Source organism: Gordonia polyisoprenivorans NBRC 16320 = JCM 10675 (assembly GCF_000241325.1).
Classification (GTDB): Bacteria; Actinomycetota; Actinomycetes; order Mycobacteriales; family Mycobacteriaceae; genus Gordonia; species Gordonia polyisoprenivorans.
Genome location: NZ_BAEI01000092.1, coordinates 38,056 through 54,335, shown reverse-complemented (window position 1 = coordinate 54,335; position 16,280 = coordinate 38,056). Strand labels below are relative to the sequence as shown.

The window sequence follows — 16,280 nt, the reverse complement described above, 5'->3', positions numbered from 1 at the left end:
CGACCGGCGCGGGAGCGAGGTCAACGCGCCGCACGTCCGCCTGAACGGGACTCTCAGGCGTCGTCGTTACACTGGCTCCCTGTGATCACGCTGGACAACGTCACGATGAAGTACAAGGCCTCCTCGCGGCCGGCTCTGTCAGAGCTGTCCCTCGAGGTCGAGAAGGGCGAGTTCGCGTTCCTCATCGGGCCTTCCGGATCGGGGAAGTCGACCTTCTTCCGCTTGTTGCTCAAAGAGGACAAGCCGACCTCCGGCCAGGTCTACGTCGGCGACTTCCACGTCAACACCCTCAAGGGCCGTCTGGTACCCAAACTGCGCCAGTCGATCGGCTGCGTCTTCCAGGATTTCCGGCTTCTGCAACAGAAGTCGGTCGCCGACAACGTCGCCTTCGCCTTGGAGGTGATCGGCAAACCGCCGTCGATGATCCGCAAGGTGGTGCCCGAGGTCCTCGACTACGTGGGTCTGGAAGGCAAGCTCGACCGCATGCCCTACGAGCTGTCGGGCGGTGAGATGCAGCGTGTGGCCATCGCCCGCGCGATCGCCAACCGGCCGCTGGTGCTGCTGGCCGACGAGCCCACCGGAAACCTCGACCCGGAGACCAGCGAGGAGATCGTCGACGTCCTCGATCGGGTGAACCGGCGCGGCACGACGGTGGTGATGGCCACCCATGACCGGCACATCGTCGACGCGATGCGCCGTCGGGTCCTCGAATTCGACAACGGGCGGCTGGTCCGCAACGACGAGCAAGGCGTCTACGGCATCGGCTGAGCGACAAGTGCCGATCTGGTTCGCGTGCACGCGATGCCGAGAACCGTCGGCGCATCCGCGCGAGCCCCCACGACCAGAAGGACATCCGAGCAGCCATGCGAGCTCAATTCATCTTCAGCGAGGTCTTCAACGGCTTCCGCCGCAACCTGACCATGACGGTCGCGATGATCATCACCACCGCGATCACCCTGGGCATGTTCGGCGGCGGGCTGTTGGTGATCCAGATGGCCGACAAGAGCCAGAAGATCTTCCTCGACCGGGTCGAGATGCAGTTCTTCCTCAACGAGGACGTCTCCAAGGCCGACGCCAACTGCCGCAACGCCCCGTGCACCACGCTGCGCGCCGACCTCGAGAAGCAGCCCGGCGTCGGATCGGTCACCTACGTCAGCCCCGAAGAGGGCTATCAGCAGGCCAAGGAGATGTTCGAGGAGACCTCGCCGGAGATCGCCGATCAGATCACCCAGGACACCTTCTCGCAGGCGTCGTTCAAGGTCCGGATGTCGGATCCGGATCGTTTCGACGACGTCTACAACGCCTTCTCGGGCCGCCAGGACCTCGGCGTCGAGGGCGCCCTGGATCAACGTGAACTCGTCAAACGGATCTTCGGGGTGCTCGACGGGGTGCGCAACGCCGCGTTCTCGGTGGCCGCGATCCTCGCTGTGGCCGCGATCCTGCTGATCGTCAACACGGTGCAGATCGCGGCGTTCACCCGGCGGACCGAGGTGTCGATCATGCGACTGGTCGGCGCGACCCGGTGGTACACCCAGCTGCCGTTCCTCCTCGAGGCGATGCTGGCCGCGTTCATCGGGTCGTTGCTCGCGATCGGTGGGTTGTTCCTGGCCAAACTCTTCTTCTTCGACAGAGCCCTGGCCGGTTTGTACGGGGTCAACATCGTGCCCCGGGTGACGATCGGCGACGTGTTGTTCGTCTCGCCGTGGCTCGTCATCGGCGGAATTGTGTTGGCAGCGGTGACCGGATATGTCACGCTGCGTGTCTACGTTCGCGAGTGAAGGAGGTGAGACGGCCGACATGGTCAAGGAGAAGGGGCGCAATCTGATCGCGTCCAATCGCAAAGCGCGACACAATTACACGATCCTCGACACCTACGAGGCCGGCATCGCCCTGCTCGGCACCGAGGTCAAGAGTCTGCGGGAGGGCAAGGCCTCCTTGGTCGACGCGTTCGCGACCATCGACGACGGTGAGGTCTGGTTGCGTGGACTGCACATCGCCGAATACGGCAGTGGGTCCTGGACCAATCACGCGCCGCGACGGAATCGCAAGCTGCTGATGCATCGTCGTGAGATCGACAACCTCGTCGGCAAGATCCGCGACGGTAACCTGACCCTGGTGCCGCTGTCGATGTACTTCAGCGACGGGCGGGCCAAGGTCGAACTCGCACTGGCCCGCGGTAAGCAGGCACACGACAAGCGCCAGGACATCGCGCGGCGCACCGCGCAACGCGAAGTCGCCCGCGAGATCGGCCGCCGCGTCAAGGGCATGTGATTGCGTGAGGCCGACCTCGACGCACTCGCGCCGGAGGATGTCGCACCGGTGGCCGCGTGCAGCGGTCGTGATCGTGACCCTGGTTGTGCTCGCGCTCGGTTGCACGCCCGAGGGAGACGACACCGTGCGCATCGGCGGTGACGGTCCGGCGATCGGTGGACTGCCGGCCACCCCGCCGATGGGGTGGAACAGTTGGAACAGCTTCGGCTGCACCATCACCGAGCAGATCGTGCGTGCGCAGGCCGACGCCCTGGTGTCCTCGGGCCTGGCGGCCAAGGGATATCGCTACGTCGTCGTCGACGACTGCTGGATGGCGCCCGATCGCAACGCCGGCGGGCAACTCGTCGCCGACCCCGTGCGCTTTCCATCCGGGATGGCCGCGCTCGCCGACTACGTGCACGCCCGCGGGTTGAAGTTCGGGATCTACGCCGGTGCACGGGAGAAGACGTGCGCGCAGTTCGGCGGAACCTATCCGGGTTCGGCCGGCAGTGGGGGTCACGAGCTCACCGACGCGCGCGCGTTCGCCTCGTGGGGCGTCGATTTCGTCAAATACGATTGGTGCTCCGGTGACTCCGCGCACGACGACCAGGTCGCCTCGTTCACCGCGATGCGTGACGCAATCCGATCCACCGGACGCCCCATGGTGTACAGCATCAACCCCAACAGCGGAATCGCCGGATCGGTCCCCGGAGCCCAATTCGATTGGGGCGGTGTGGCAACCATGACACGTACCACCAACGACATCTCGCCGGTGTGGACCACTCGGCCGGCCGGTGCCGATGCGACACCGGCATCGGGGTATCAGGGGATCCGCGACATCATCGACGCCGTGGCCCCGATCGGCGCACGGGTTGCCGACGGCAGCTTCGTCGACATGGACGTGCTCGTCGTCGGTGTCGGCAACGCGTTGACCCCGGCGATGGAGCGCACCCAGATGTCGATGTGGGCGATGATGGCCGCCCCGCTGATGGCCGGCAACGACCTCACCGCGATGAGCACCCGCACCCGCGACATCCTCGCCAATGAGGCCATCATCGGCATCGATCAGGACGAGCGCGTGCGCGCCGGCGCCATGGTCGGCGACAACCCGGAGATCTGGAGCCGCGCTCTGGGTTCCAAGGGCCTCGTCGTCTCGTTGACCAACCGTGCCGACCATCCCCGCACATTGAAGGTGAGCTTGTCGAGCCTCGGGCTGACCGGTGATTCGTCGGTGTCGGGGGTCGACGCATGGACCGGGCGCCGGTATCAGGCGGAGGGCGGCGGGTTGTCGGTGCCCGTGGGCGTCGACGACACCGCCGTGCTGTCGATCCAGTGACGGTTCCCGCGAGGACAGGATGCGGGCGAGTAACTGCCGGGCGAGCGCCGACGGAAATGGGAATGAACCACGCGCGTCGGGTTGTTACAATGAACTGCTCGCCGAGAAATCGGAGGGCACCTGTCTCGGGGCTGATCGGTTTCGACTCTGTACGCCGAGGCGGGGGAAGCGTGTCGGTGCAGGCCAGAGACCACCGTATAAGCGTCGCGGCAACCAATTAAGCGCCGATAAGAATCAGCGCGACTACGCCCTCGCTGCCTGACAGCGGGCCCGTAGTCTGTCGGCCCGGACTCTGCTCCCAAGTCCGGTGCCGGCATCATCTTTGGGAGCTCACCGTTCGCACCGGTCGCGGGTGCGAAGGGGACAACCAACAGCGACTGGGATCGTCATCTCGGCTTGTTCACGTGACCGGGAGATCCGAGTAGAGACAGAGTGAACTGCACACGGAGAAGCCCCGCCAACCCGACGGAGGACCCGGGTTCAATTCCCGGCAGCTCCACGGTTGACAGCGCCCCACCTGCTCGCAGGTGGGGCGCTGTCGTTTCTCGACGGTGTTGTCGCCGGGGCGGTTCAGACCTGGGAGCCGGTATCGACGCGCCCCAGGCCCAAGTTCCCCAGTCCCAGGTTCCCCAACACGGTGTTGATGGCCGCACGCATGTCGGTGGCCTCCACCCGCATCAGGTGTTCGGCGTCGAGGTCGTCGAAGTCGATGCCGGGGTCCTCGGACAGTCGGTACTCGCGTTCTTCTTCGGCGGCTTCGACGATGTTGCGCACGAATCTGCCGTTGCCCGCCCGGTCGATGGTGCGGCGGGGTAGCCCACTCTGATCGACCGACTCCGAGTTGAACAGCGGCTCGCATGCGGCGATCAGATCGTCGAGTGCCTCGTCGGTGATCACCGAGTCCCGGTTCTTGGCGATGACCCGGGCGATCTGGCCGAGTTCGGACGGGGTGTAGGACGGGAAGCGGATTCGTTTGGCGAACCGCGATGCCAGGCCGTCGTTGGCTGCGAGAAAGCGATCGATCTCGCCGTCGTATCCGGCGATGATGACGACGAGGCGGTCCCTGTCGTTCTCCATTCGTGCCAGCAACGTGTCCACGGCCTCCCGGCCGAACGCGTCGCCGCCGGAGAGCCCGCTCTGGATGAGGGTGTACGCCTCGTCGATGAACAGCACCCCGTCCATCGCGGTGTCGATCAGTGCCGACGTCTTCAGTGCCGTGCTGCCCAGATGCTGACCGACGAAGTCCTCCCGTTTGGCCTCGATGACCGTGGGCGTCTTGAGAATGCCGAGCCCGCAATAGATCTTGGCGACCACACGTGCGATGGTCGTCTTGCCGGTGCCGGGTGGACCGGTGAAGGCAAGGTGGTTGCTGCGCGAGGTGGCTGCCAGACCCTTCTCGGCGCGAACCTTGGCGATCTTGGCGGACGACTGCAGCTTGGCGACCTGGATCTTGACCTCATCGAGCCCGATCTGGGCGGCGAGCTCCTCCTGGGCCTCGGCGAGTAGCTTCGCGCTGCGGTCGGCCTGTTCGGCCGACACCCGTAGCTTCGGATCGGGGGCGGAGTTCGGATCCCAACGGTCCGTGCGGGACTCGATCGTCGTGCGGTCGGTGATCACCAGCCGGTACTTGGGGTCGGTGAGCGCAGCGGCATTGGCCTCGAAGTCGGGCTTCTCGGAGTAGATGCGTTCGAAGATGGCGCGGGCGTCCTCTTCGCGACCCATCTCGCGCAACGTCAATCCGCGGCAGAACTCGGCGTCGGTGACGGCGGCGGGGATCGGGCCCTCCGCAGCGGACTCCAGTCGGCGGATACCCTCGCCGAAGAGACCGAGCTGGGCGCAGGCCGAACCGACCATCAGGTCGGCCCCGCACTTGATGTACTCGTCGCCGAACGAGGCCGACTTATCCAGCGCGGCAAGCACATCGGGCCATCGCTGGGTGGTGAAGTGCAGGATGCCGCGCAGGTAGGCGCAGATCTCGTCGGAATACCGGTCGCGTTCGGGCATGTTCGGCCGGTACCGGGCCAGGGTGTCCAGCGCGCCCTCGGCCTCGCCGTACTCGCCGTCGTCGATCAGCCCGGCGGCGTAGGCCAGCCAGATCTCGGTGAAACCCGCGAGCGGATAGTCGATGTAGAGCCCGGTCTGGAAGCGTCCGCCCAATTCCCGTGGTGCCAGACCGAGTCGGCGCTGCTCACGGAACAGCGTGGTGGTGGAGGTCCGATAGAGGTTGTAGCGCACCTCCGAGGTGACCTCGCCGCATGCGGCGCGCCCCAGCCATGCATCGCACATGTCGGGGTCCCGTTCGGTGGCGCGGGTGAAGGCCCGAAGGGCGTAGGTCACGTCCCGTTCGGTCTGCAGCCCGTCGATCGCTATCCCCAGGGACAGCACCCCGGCGTCGAAGACCCGCTGCGCATCGCGTGTGTTCTGGCTCATACTTCCATCCGTCGGTATCGGATCTCGGGGTGGCGACGCACCATCCCGAAGCTGTTGGACACATTGGCGGCCAGCTCGAGGAAGGCCTGCTGGGTGGGTGCCCGCAGGTGTGTGAAGTCGATCGCCGCACCCTCGGCGAGGTGCTGGTCGAAGGGAATCATGTGAATCGAATCACAGCGTGCGGCAAAGTGATCGACGATCTTGTCGACCTTGACCTGGCCGGTTTGCGGGCGGGACGAGCTGAGGACGACGTGCGCCTCACGCACCAGGCGCCCGTACCCGTGGGAATTGAGCCAGTCGAGGGTGGCCGAGGCACTGCGCGCGGCGTCCATCGCCGGGGTGGTCACGAGGACGATGGCATGCGCGAGGTCGAGGACCCCGCCCATCACCGAATGCATGATCCCGGTGCCGCAGTCGGTCAGGATGATGTTGTAGTAACGCTGCAGCGTGTCGATCGTGCGCCGGTAGTCGGCCTCGTCGTAGGCGGTGGCGGCAGCCGGGTCTTGTTCGGAAGCAAGGACTTCCAGACGGCTCGGAGAGGTGGAGGTGAGGTTGGACACCGCGGCGTAATGGTCGATGGGGCCCATGTTCAGCAGGTCGCGGACGTTGGCCGAGGTCCGGCCCGGAATCCGGTCTGCGAGTGTTCCGCGGTCGGGGTTGGCGTCCACCGCGATCACCCGATCTCCGCGCACCGCGGCCAACGCCGAGCCGAGTCCCACCGTGGTGGTGGTCTTGCCCACCCCACCTTTCATCGACAGCATGGCGATCCGGAAGTCGCCGTTGATCGGTCGGCGGATCTGATCGATCAGCTGTTGACGCCGCCGGGCCGCTCGCGACTCGCCGGGATTGACGTGTCCCGAGGACACCGTGAACACGGCGCGGCGCCAACCGGCTTGTGGGGCTTCGCTTCTGCGATCACGCTGGTGCGCCTCGTCCAACGACGGTACCGCGGCCGGCGGGCGCAGCGGATTCGATGGATGCGCAGGTGCAGGCCCCGGGGCATATGGTGGCGCAGGGGCGTACGGTGACGCCGGGGCATACTGGGGCGCCGGGTATTGCCCGGAAAAGTGTTGTGCGGGTGGCGGTGCGGGGGCTTGGTGAGCGGGTGGACGGTGTCCGGGCCACGGCGATGGTGGTGGTTGGTGGGTGGGAGCAGGCGGCGCGGACGGTGCCTGCGGAATGGGCTCGGAGTGGCGCGGAAGAGGCGCAATGGGATCGGTGATCGGCGGCGCGGGGTGCGGCGGCGGAGGTGGTTGTGATGCAGACGGTTGTGGCGCAGCGGGATACGGCACCGGGGTGACCGGCATCTGCTCGGCCCGCGGTTCAACCGCCGGAGCACGTGGTGGCGCGGGTGGTGTCGGACGCTGGTCCACGGGCTCAGGGTTCGTCGGCCCATTCTTCGCAGGCCCGTACTCCATAGGCCCGTACTCCATGGGCACGTGCTGTATCGGCGCCTGTGCCATGTGGCCCGGTGGTATCGGTCCCAAAGCTGTTGGGTCCGAAGGTGGTGCGGCCATTCCCATGGGGTCTTGCTGCCACGGCGGTCGTGCGGGCCGACGACGACGCCGCGGTTCGGGCGTCGGTGCAGGTACGGGCTGGGGCTGCGGGGGCTGTGACGTGATCGGATGACGCACCGTCATCGCATCGGCGACATGCGGATCGGTGGCATCTGCATCGTCCGGCGAGGCGTCACCCCGCGTGTCCTCGGGCAGTATCGGCAGCCCGGTGTCGATCGGGGTCGGGCTGCCGGCGGCGGCGGGTATCTCGTCGTCCGTGAGATAGCTACTGCCTGTGGAGGTTTCGTCGTACGCGGAGACCTCGCCGTCTGTGATGTCACTGTTCGTGGGGATCGGCGGGTCGTCCACGCCGATCGGGACATCGTGTGACGGCTCGGCGATGGGCTCGTCGGACAGCGTCGGGATGGTGAACTCCGGGTGGGGTTCCGGTTCCGGCTGGGTGCGTCCGAGTCGTGAGAGGAGTTGTGCTGCACGGGCTTCGATCTCGTCGAGATCATCCGAGTCGGCCGCGGCGTCATCCGGGCCGTCCGCCGCATGATGTGGGCCGTCGGTGTGGGCATCGTTCCGTGGGTCATCGGTTTGCGGATCATCGGTCTCGGCAGTTTCGCCGGCGGGCGAGGCCAACGGCATCCACATGGCGCCCAAGCCGAGGTCGTCCTCGGACGGCAGTGGGGCCTGGCGCGACGAACTCTCGGAGGGTGCAGGTTCCTCGGTGACGACGGTGCCACTCGGCCGGGCGCCGAACGCCGCCAACAGCGGGTTGTCCTCGTCGTCGTCGACGTTGTCGGTGGAACCCGGACCCGCCGATGTCAGCGGGCTCGCGCCACCGAGAATCCCCGCGAAGGGATTGAAGTCGGCGCTGGTGGGGTCGTCTCGAGGACTGACGGCGCCGACCGTCGGACTCACGGTCTCGCCCGGCGTGGCGTCGGTCTCGGACGCGGCGTCGCCGGTGGCCGCTCTTGTGTGGGATCGCTTGTTGCCAAGGGTATTTGCGTCGTCGTCCGGGGAGCCCGACAGCCACGAAGGGGTCTGTGACTCCCCGTGATCGTCTGCAAACATCTGTACCCCGTTCGACGCATCGCACCTTCGGCGGCGCGTGTCCTGACCTCAGCCGACTGTATCGTGAGCCGTGCGCAAGGGTGTTGTTGCGTCATGTTAGTGAATGGGAGGATTGATGGCTCTGCCACCGCCGATGATGTCGGCAGCACAGTCCCGTTCGGGTGCCGTCGCGGTGCGGACAACCCAGGTGGGACTGCCGGTTGCACTCCGCATCGACCCGCGCAAGCTTCAGGGCGACCCCCAGGCGCTCGCCGACGAGATCCTGCGACTGAGCAGGCTCGCGGCGATGCGCGCGCAGGTCGAGATCCGGCGGCAACTCGTCGAGCAGGGCACTGATCCGCAGGTCATCCGGTATGCGCAGCTGCCCACCGAGGACGATTTGCACGATTTCGAAGAACTCAACGAGCGTGCACAGGACGAACAGTCCGGTGACGGATGGCTGAGGTCGGTATGAGAACGCTGGCGAATTCGGTGCTCGCGCGCATCGAGAAACAACGCGACCTGATGGAGTCGCTGCAGGCACAGACCGCCGGCATTCGCGTCAGGGTGTCGAGCCCGGACAAGGTCGTCACCGTCGAGGTCGACGGCGTCGGCGCGATGACGGGGCTGTGGCTCGGGCCTGGCATCACCCGGCATACCGATTCGTCGCTTTCTGCGTTGATCGTCGAGACCGCACAGCACGCCGCGCGCGCCTCGCTACACCGCCGCAACACCCTGATTCACGAGTTCACCGATCAATTCGGTCGCCGGCAGAACGAGCCACTCGAGCGGTGGGACGGGACAACGGTGACCCCTCGGCGCCCTTTGTCGGAATTGCCCGATCCGCAACCGCGGACATCTCCGGAAAGCCTGCGCGACAACGGCTGAGGACGCATCGTCGGCCACGAATACACCGTAGTATCCGACGCGGCGACGAGTCCGAGTCATTCATGGTGACGACATACCCGCGTTGAGGTTGCACGTGTGGTGATCCATTGATTGACTTGGTTCAAGTTGCTAACGATCGGTTTCACAGGGTGGGGGTCCACGAAACATGTCCAACGGAGTTCTGGCGGTGACGCCAGGGGTGATCGAGACCTTCGCGGCGGCCAACATGTCGGCGAGTGATCTGATCGCACTGGCCTCGAGTGCGGACGCCGAGGCCATGGTCGCCGCGGTCGCGCTGGCGGTGGGTCCGATCGGCGTCGAGTACCTCCTCGGCTATGCGCCCGCGCAGGCATCAAATCTGGCCGCCTCCTTCCTGGTGTCGGCGGGGCACGCAATGATGTCGGCGGGCGCCACGGGCGCGGCCGCCGGTACCTACTTCGCCGACGGCATGCAGGCCTGAGGGCGTGGCGAGTCCCACCGAGGCCGTCGCCGCTGCTGCGACGCAGATGCCGGGGTACGACCCCGGTCCGGTGATCGGTGCCATCGAAAGTCGCCTCGACGAGTACCTGAACACCCCGACCGGTGAGATCCTGAGTCGCCTGGGTCTACCTGTACCACCCGGAATCCCCACGCCCGGACCGATTCCGGGGCTCCCGGCGTTGCCCGGTCTGCCCACAGGTGGTAACACCCTGGCATCGATCGACGGCGGTGCACTGATCCAGCCGGTGCTCGATGCGCTCGGCACGTTGGGTAGCGGGGTGTTCGAGGCTCTCGACCCGACCAAGATCTTCGAATCCATCACCAGCGCCTTCTCCTCGGTGGCGTCGTCACTGCCGACGGTGATCTCCGCGATGCAGCAGGGCTGGCAGGGCGAAGGCGCCGACGCGGCGGCGATGAAGACGGCCCAACTGGGCAAGGACGGCACCGAGGTTGGAGTCCAGTCCGGCAAGATCAAAGGCAACGTGGTGCAGGCCGGGGTGGACACCAAGACCACCGAAGCGCATCTGCTGGAGATCATCTCGCAGTTCGAGGCCACCATGGCCGTCGCGCTTCCGCAGATCGTCACACCGTGGGGACAGGCGATGGCCGTGGCGGCCGCCACCGACGCGATCACCCGTACCACCGCGGTCATGGGCGTCCACAAGGGACTGATGGCCGTCAACACCGCCGAAGTGGCCGCCGACGGTGCGCCGGTGTCGGTGACCAACGCCCCGCAGGTTCCCACCGAGATGCTCTCCTCGATGGTGCAGATGGGAACCGGGTTGATACAACCCGCATTTGGCGTCGTCGAGCAGGTGTTCTCCGCCGGGGAGAAGATCGTGCAGTCATCGGTGCAGGCCGGGACCAAGATCGGCGAGGCGATCGACAAGGCCCAGCACAAGACGTCCACCGACACGGATACCAGTACGTCGACGACGGCAGCCCCCGTCGGGCTCGGTGCCGGCGGTCCGGCCGGAATGGGTGGTGGCGGTGGTGGTTCGAAGCCCACAGGTGCCGGTGGCGGCGGGGGCGGAGGTGTCGGGGTTTCGCCGGTCTCCGCACCACCGAGCAGCCGAACCTCACCGTCGGGCACCCCGCCGACCGAGGAATCAACGAATTCGGGCCAACAGCGCACGGCCGCGGCGACCACCGCGTCGGCCACGACCACCGGCAACGGTGGCTACGCGCCGATGAGCGGAATGGGCTCGGCCGGAGCGGGAGCCGGGGCGGGCAAGGGTACGGGCAGTGGCCACACCGCCGCCGACTTCCTGCACACCTCCGAATCCGGGAGCGAGATCGTCGGGGACTTCGCCGATGTGGCGCCGGCCGTGATCGGCGAAAAGGACGACGACACCGAGGCCCGCCCCGACATCGACCTGAGAATCTGACGTCTCGCGAGGCGTGATCTCACCAGAACACCCACAACACAGGAGGATTCATGACCGAACTGAGTGCAGACACCGCCAAGATCTCCGAGGTCGCCGGGCAACTGGGCAAACTCGCCGATCGACTGAATGGCGTGCTGAACACCGCTGATGCCTCACTGACGCCGCAGCCTGCGGGCAGTGACGAGGTGTCGGTACGCGCGGCGACCACCATGGGGCAGGTGCACCAGACGTTCCGGAAGGCCGGCGACGGTGGTGTCGCCGAACTTCGCGAGATCTCCGACGCCGTCGCAACGGTGTCCTCCTCGCTTGCCGATACCGACGCCGACCAGGGGTTCGTCACCACCTGATCGCTCGTGTTGTGGACGAAAAGCCATCGCCCACAACACTGTTCATTCACTGTTCGCACATTGTTCATGGACCGACCGACGGGGAGGGGACGACGTGGGCTTCACGGGGGTTGTCTGGGCCTCGCGTGACCTGAGACGGCTGGCACATGACCTGGTCAACGGTGCCGGTGCGGGTCCGATGGGGGAGGCGGGTGAGACCTGGTCACGGCTTGCCCGCGAGCTCGCCGACATCGCCAAGGACTACCGTGCGTTGCTCGCGAAGCTCGACGAGGCCTGGCGCTCGGAGCAATCGGAGGCCGTGCACGCCAAACTCGAGGAGTTCGCCCGCTGGCTCGACACCATCGCGCTCGACGCCGCTGCCAACGCGCGGCGTGCTGAATCCGCCGCGGTGGCGCACGGGGTGGCGGTGCTGGCCATGCCCACGGTGCCCGAAGCGGTGAAACTGCAGGAGGCCTTCGCGATCGGGAGTTCCCTGCAGGGCTACCCGAACGGGCTCGTGGTCGGTGCGCTCGGAGCCGGTGACGCCGCCGTGCAGGCGGCCACCGCGAACGCGGTCGCGATCATGAACAGCTACGAGCACACCGTCACCCCGCTGGCTGCGCCCTGGGACACCCAGGCCACACCGAATATCGCCAAGTCCGCCGCCGAGCGAGCCGGCGGAGACGGTGACACCACCCAGGGCGCGGGTGTCGGCGCCCCGGCCGGTGGTGCGGGTGGCGGCGCCCCGGCCGGTGGCGGGATACCCGCGATGCCCTTGGGCGCCTTCGGCACGCCGACGATCAATTCCGATACCTCGCAACGTGGTTCGCGGGTTGTCGCCGCGTCCGCAACCTCGGCGGGCGCCACGACATCCGGGCCGATGGGACCCATGGGGGCGATGGGTCGCGCCGGCGGGGACGACAAGGAGTTCGACTCCGCCCGACCCGCGGCCTCGCTCTCCGATGCCGGCGAGGCGCGGCCCGCGAGCTGGTCGCCGGTCGTGGCGTCGAGCGCCGGCGGATTCTCGGTCGACAGTGTCAGCTGGGGTCCGGACGCCTCGACCTTCGGAGGTACGGCGGCACCGCCGATCCCGGACGACGAGGTCGACATCGACGGCAGCCGGCTCGAACAGGCCTCGTCCAACGATTGGGTGTCGCCGTCGGTCATCGGTGAACGGGGAGGACGCGGATGAGTATGGCAACCCTCGATGTCGATGACGCGCTGAGCGTCGACGAGATCCTCACCCTGACCGATCGGCTCGGCGTCGACACACTGCCGGATACGCTGGCGCTGTGGCCGACCCAGCCGACGGTGGACGAGCTGCAACGTGTCCGGGATCGGTGCGTCGGGCAGTTGTCGGATCGAGAGCTCATCGTCGACGGCGAGATCGATCCCGACCTCGCCCATGTCCTGACCACGATGCGCCGCCCCGACCGGGAACTGTCGATCCGGATCATCACCTCCGACGGGTTGCTCCGCGCATCGGTGCTGCGGGTCAAGCGATCTCACGTGGTCGCCACCCGCCGTGGTGACACCGTCCGCGTGCGCGGTTTCGAGGCCGAGGGCAGCGAGCGGGTGGTCGCCGAGGTCGCCCGATTGTTGCCGAAGGCGATCGACGTCGACTGCGGCTCGGTGAGCGCACCGGCGGTCGACGTCGCCGAGCACCTCGCCGGCCTGCGCGCCGCGACTCCGATCGCCGACGAACTACACGCGCTCGGCGCCGATTCGCGGACCGCGATCGTGCTCGGCGCCGTGCTCGCCGATTACCGTGCGGCCGTGGAGATGCGGGTTGCCGCACTCGATCCGCACGTCGACCGCAGCATCGTCGCCGACGGTGCCCTCGCGGTGTTCTACGCGGCGCGCGGGTGTGTGCTGAGTGCGCCGAGCACCTCACCGGACGGGCAACTGTGGTGCAGTCTCAAAGGTGGTTCCGACCACCGGATCGCACAGGCGGTTGCGCAGTTGATGTCCCTGCTGCCGGAGGGGTGGTGAGGGACGACCAGCCGAACAGTCACTGATGTCGGGAGTCGGGACACCGACGTCGCGACAACGAAGACCACAACAGGGGGTGGCCCGCCCGGGCACCCATCGACGTACACCATCGAAGGGAAATGACATGGGACTCAAGATCTCTCCGCAAGAGGCCAAGGCCAAGCTGTCCGACATCAAGGACAAGCGCGATCATGCCAAGCAACTTCTGCAGAAGTTTCAGGACGCCGACGTCGAGATGACCGGCGGTGCATGGCAGGGTGATGCCTCGCACGTGCATCTCCAGAAGACCCACGCCAATCAAGAAGAGTTCGGCCAGATCATCGCGCTGCTCGACCGCACCGTCGATGCCGCAGAGACCGGTATCAACAACGCGGTCGCCGGCGACTCGCACTGACCCGCAGCCGTATTCCCATTCGCAGGCACCCACGACCAGGAGACCATCATGGCACAACAGATCACCTACAATCACGGCTCGATCGACACCACGCTCGGCGATCAGGCGTCATACCTGAAGGCGGCCAACGAAGTTCGTGACGACATCAATGCGGTGTTCAACTCGCTCCTCGAGATCTACGAAGGCGAGGCGGCCACCACGCTGCAGCACGTCAAGTCGCAGATCGACCAGCAGCTCATCGACGCGTTCAACAACATGAACGACTCGACCAAGCATGCGGGTGAGCAGAACCAGATGATGCAGGCGCTCGACGCGAAGAACGCCTCGCTGTTCAGCTGAGACCCACACATCGACGAATCCGGGCGTCCGACACCACGGTGTCGGACGCCCGTGTCGGCTGTGTCACCATGCGGCTGTCTCACCATGCGGCTGTCTCACCATGCGGCTGGAGAGCGTGTGCGGTCCTCAGTCCAGATCGTAAGAGGCTCCGACATAGGCCATTTCGTCATCACCGGCCACCATCTCCACCACGACCGCCCCACTGCGCGTGGTGACACGAACCGTGTCGGATTCCCGATGGAGTTGGGCCAGCGTGACATCGGCCGAGTCCGAGAGCGGCGCCCCGATCGGATGGACGACCAGTGCGGTCACACCGGTATTGACCGGCCGCGTGCGGGTGCCGTCGAAGACGATCACCGAGTAGTTGGCCTCGGCCCCGGCATGCATGGCGCCACGGTCGAATTCGGCGACCCACAGCAGGTGGTTGTTGCCCACCGCGGCCACCATCTGCTGCCAGTGCGCCGGGCGTCGCGTCGAGACGAGCACGCGCGCACCGAGCGCGATGGCGCGCAAGACCACCTGTTGGACCAGGTGCAGGCTTCCCGCGATCTCGACGCGATCGATGGTCGGACCGAAGATCGGCAGGGCGACGGCCCGTCCGTGCGGGTCGGCCCCGATGAGTTGGCCGCACCCCGATGCCGGGAGCCGCAGCTCACCGAAATCGGCAGGGCTGCCGTAGGTTGCGCGGACACCCACCGACTGCGGGCGCGGAAGTGGCAGGGAGCCGATCAGCGCGTCGAACTGATGTCCGCCCAGCGGGGAGAGCCCGTCGAGATCGACCCGGGCGGGCTGTGCGATCGTGTCGAAGCGGACCAGACCCGTGGCCTCGATGAGGTCGGCGTCCTCGGTAGTCCGCAACGACAGCGCGAGGGTCGTGGTGTGGGTGGGAACCGTCCACAGCCGATCGAGACCGGCGGAGGTCAGGATCGGTTGCTCGAGACCGTAACTGCGCAGATGCATCTGGCCGGACCGGCAGTTCTCCCAGGTCTCCTCGACGGTCTCCGGTGCGATGCCGTCGGACAGATGTGTGATGGATCGGGTGATCTCGGCCGCGGTCAGCGATCGCACGTCGAATCCGTGCTCGCGCAAGCGATTGGCCACCCGTCGCGTGCCGGTGACGGCGGTTTTGAGGATGCCCGTCGATCCGCCGCCGCGTCGTGCGACGGCCTCGGGACACAGTGTGGGATCCAGGCGGACGGTGAGCCACACCGACCGGTGCGCGATGGCCGGCAGTGGGCCGAGTACCTCGTCGTAGACCGCGGCCACCCGACTGTTGCCGCGGGACCGGGAACCGTTGATGTGCACATCGATGGCCGCCAACGTGATGTCGAACTGTCGGAGGCTCTCGGCGAGAACCCGCACCGGGATGCAGACGGCATCGACGGTGGCGCCCGGTTCCAGAATGGTCAGTGCTTCCGGGGATTCGGCGATCTCGAGCATCGACACCAGAGCGTCACCGTCCCAGCGCAGGCCGAACTGCGAGCCGTCGGCGGTGGTGATGTCGAAGGGCTCGGAGACCGATTGGGCGCGGCGTCGCCTGCGGTCGTTCGACATTCGGAAGGACACCCGCTCGCGCACCCGCTGCGCCACCGGGTGCCCGGCCACGGGAATGAACCACACCGCGATCAGCACGGCGACGAGAGCGGCGATCCACCAGGGGATACCGGTGGTGGCAATGACGACGAGCGCGGCCAGCGCGATCAGCTCGACGACGAGGACGCACCAGGTCGGTGCGATGCGTCGCGCCGCGCTCTGCGACGAGGACCGCAACCTCGAGTGCCCGGGCGCGGGCGCGATCTGTGAGCGTGGATCGGCCTGCGCGACGGGCGCAGTGGTCGATGGCGTTGTCACCACGAGATCCTCCCCCCAAACGACGACGGGGCGCCTCAACGGCCCACGACA

General features: G+C 66.8%; 16 protein-coding genes and 1 other RNA gene. 14 read left to right on the top strand and 3 right to left on the bottom strand.

Going from position 1 to position 16,280, the window contains the following annotated elements; all coding sequences use genetic code 11:
- The first annotated feature begins 81 nt into the window (after positions 1 to 81).
- The 5 genes from ftsE to ssrA all read left to right on the top strand — a co-directional run bounded on the left by ftsE (position 82) and on the right by ssrA (position 4,088).
- Positions 82 to 768, top strand: a complete 687-nt coding sequence (gene ftsE / locus GOPIP_RS26085) for a cell division ATP-binding protein FtsE (protein ID WP_006372873.1) — start codon at positions 82 to 84, stop codon at positions 766 to 768.
- Positions 769 to 863: 95 nt separating this feature from the next.
- Entirely contained in the window at positions 864 to 1,778 is a 915-nt protein-coding gene (ftsX, locus tag GOPIP_RS26080; RefSeq protein WP_006372872.1) for a permease-like cell division protein FtsX, read from the top strand.
- A gap of 19 nt (positions 1,779 to 1,797) precedes the next feature.
- The gene (gene smpB, locus GOPIP_RS26075; RefSeq protein ID WP_006372871.1) at positions 1,798 to 2,271 is read left to right on the top strand and encodes an SsrA-binding protein SmpB; all 474 of its coding nucleotides are present in this window, start codon (positions 1,798 to 1,800) and stop codon (positions 2,269 to 2,271) included.
- 37 nt (positions 2,272 to 2,308) lie between these two features.
- Positions 2,309 to 3,586 carry a glycoside hydrolase family 27 protein gene (locus tag GOPIP_RS26070; RefSeq protein ID WP_035728891.1) on the top strand — a complete coding sequence of 426 codons (1,278 nt, stop codon included), beginning with the start codon at positions 2,309 to 2,311 and terminating at the stop codon, positions 3,584 to 3,586.
- A 127-nt stretch (positions 3,587 to 3,713) separates the two neighbouring features.
- Positions 3,714 to 4,088: a transfer-messenger RNA gene (gene ssrA, locus GOPIP_RS28530) on the top strand.
- Positions 4,089 to 4,156: 68 nt separating this feature from the next.
- Here ssrA and eccA read toward each other — a convergent pair.
- Positions 4,157 to 6,016, bottom strand: coding sequence for a type VII secretion AAA-ATPase EccA (eccA, locus tag GOPIP_RS26065; RefSeq protein WP_006372869.1), 1,860 nt, complete (start codon positions 6,014 to 6,016; stop codon positions 4,157 to 4,159).
- Positions 6,013 to 8,592 carry a MinD/ParA family ATP-binding protein gene (locus GOPIP_RS26060; protein ID WP_006372868.1) on the bottom strand — a complete coding sequence of 860 codons (2,580 nt, stop codon included), beginning with the start codon at positions 8,590 to 8,592 and terminating at the stop codon, positions 6,013 to 6,015. The genes eccA and GOPIP_RS26060 overlap by 4 nt, the downstream gene beginning before the upstream one ends.
- A 115-nt stretch (positions 8,593 to 8,707) precedes the next feature.
- Between GOPIP_RS26060 and GOPIP_RS26055 the strand changes: the two genes are divergently transcribed.
- The 9 genes from GOPIP_RS26055 (at position 8,708) to GOPIP_RS26015 (ending at position 14,378) form a co-directional block, all read left to right on the top strand.
- Entirely contained in the window at positions 8,708 to 9,046 is a 339-nt protein-coding gene (locus GOPIP_RS26055) for a DUF2694 family protein (protein ID WP_006372867.1), read from the top strand.
- Positions 9,043 to 9,459: a YbaB/EbfC family nucleoid-associated protein gene (locus GOPIP_RS26050; protein ID WP_006372866.1), complete on the top strand. Its 417-nt coding sequence runs from the start codon at positions 9,043 to 9,045 to the stop codon at positions 9,457 to 9,459. The genes GOPIP_RS26055 and GOPIP_RS26050 overlap by 4 nt, the downstream gene beginning before the upstream one ends.
- 166 nt (positions 9,460 to 9,625) lie before the next feature.
- Positions 9,626 to 9,919, top strand: a complete 294-nt coding sequence (locus GOPIP_RS26045; RefSeq protein ID WP_006372865.1) for a hypothetical protein — start codon at positions 9,626 to 9,628, stop codon at positions 9,917 to 9,919.
- Between the two features lie 4 nt (positions 9,920 to 9,923).
- Positions 9,924 to 11,327: a hypothetical protein gene (locus tag GOPIP_RS26040; RefSeq protein WP_006372864.1), complete on the top strand. Its 1,404-nt coding sequence runs from the start codon at positions 9,924 to 9,926 to the stop codon at positions 11,325 to 11,327.
- 50 nt (positions 11,328 to 11,377) lie between these two features.
- Positions 11,378 to 11,674 carry a PE family protein gene (locus tag GOPIP_RS26035; protein ID WP_006372863.1) on the top strand — a complete coding sequence of 99 codons (297 nt, stop codon included), beginning with the start codon at positions 11,378 to 11,380 and terminating at the stop codon, positions 11,672 to 11,674.
- Positions 11,675 to 11,768: 94 nt separating this feature from the next.
- Positions 11,769 to 12,845, top strand: a complete 1,077-nt coding sequence (locus GOPIP_RS26030) for a PPE domain-containing protein (RefSeq protein WP_006372862.1) — start codon at positions 11,769 to 11,771, stop codon at positions 12,843 to 12,845.
- On the top strand, positions 12,842 to 13,645 hold the full coding sequence (locus tag GOPIP_RS26025; protein ID WP_006372861.1) for an ESX secretion-associated protein EspG: 804 nt from the start codon (positions 12,842 to 12,844) through the stop codon (positions 13,643 to 13,645). Before GOPIP_RS26030 ends, GOPIP_RS26025 begins: the two co-directional genes overlap by 4 nt.
- A gap of 124 nt (positions 13,646 to 13,769) precedes the next feature.
- Positions 13,770 to 14,039, top strand: a complete 270-nt coding sequence (locus tag GOPIP_RS26020; protein ID WP_006372860.1) for a hypothetical protein — start codon at positions 13,770 to 13,772, stop codon at positions 14,037 to 14,039.
- Positions 14,040 to 14,087: 48 nt separating this feature from the next.
- Positions 14,088 to 14,378: a hypothetical protein gene (locus tag GOPIP_RS26015; protein ID WP_006372859.1), complete on the top strand. Its 291-nt coding sequence runs from the start codon at positions 14,088 to 14,090 to the stop codon at positions 14,376 to 14,378.
- A 126-nt stretch (positions 14,379 to 14,504) separates the two neighbouring features.
- On the opposite strand, the gene eccE is transcribed toward GOPIP_RS26015, so the two are convergent.
- Positions 14,505 to 16,229, bottom strand: coding sequence for a type VII secretion protein EccE (eccE, locus tag GOPIP_RS26010; RefSeq protein WP_244421229.1), 1,725 nt, complete (start codon positions 16,227 to 16,229; stop codon positions 14,505 to 14,507).
- Between the last annotated feature and the right edge of the window lie 51 nt (positions 16,230 to 16,280).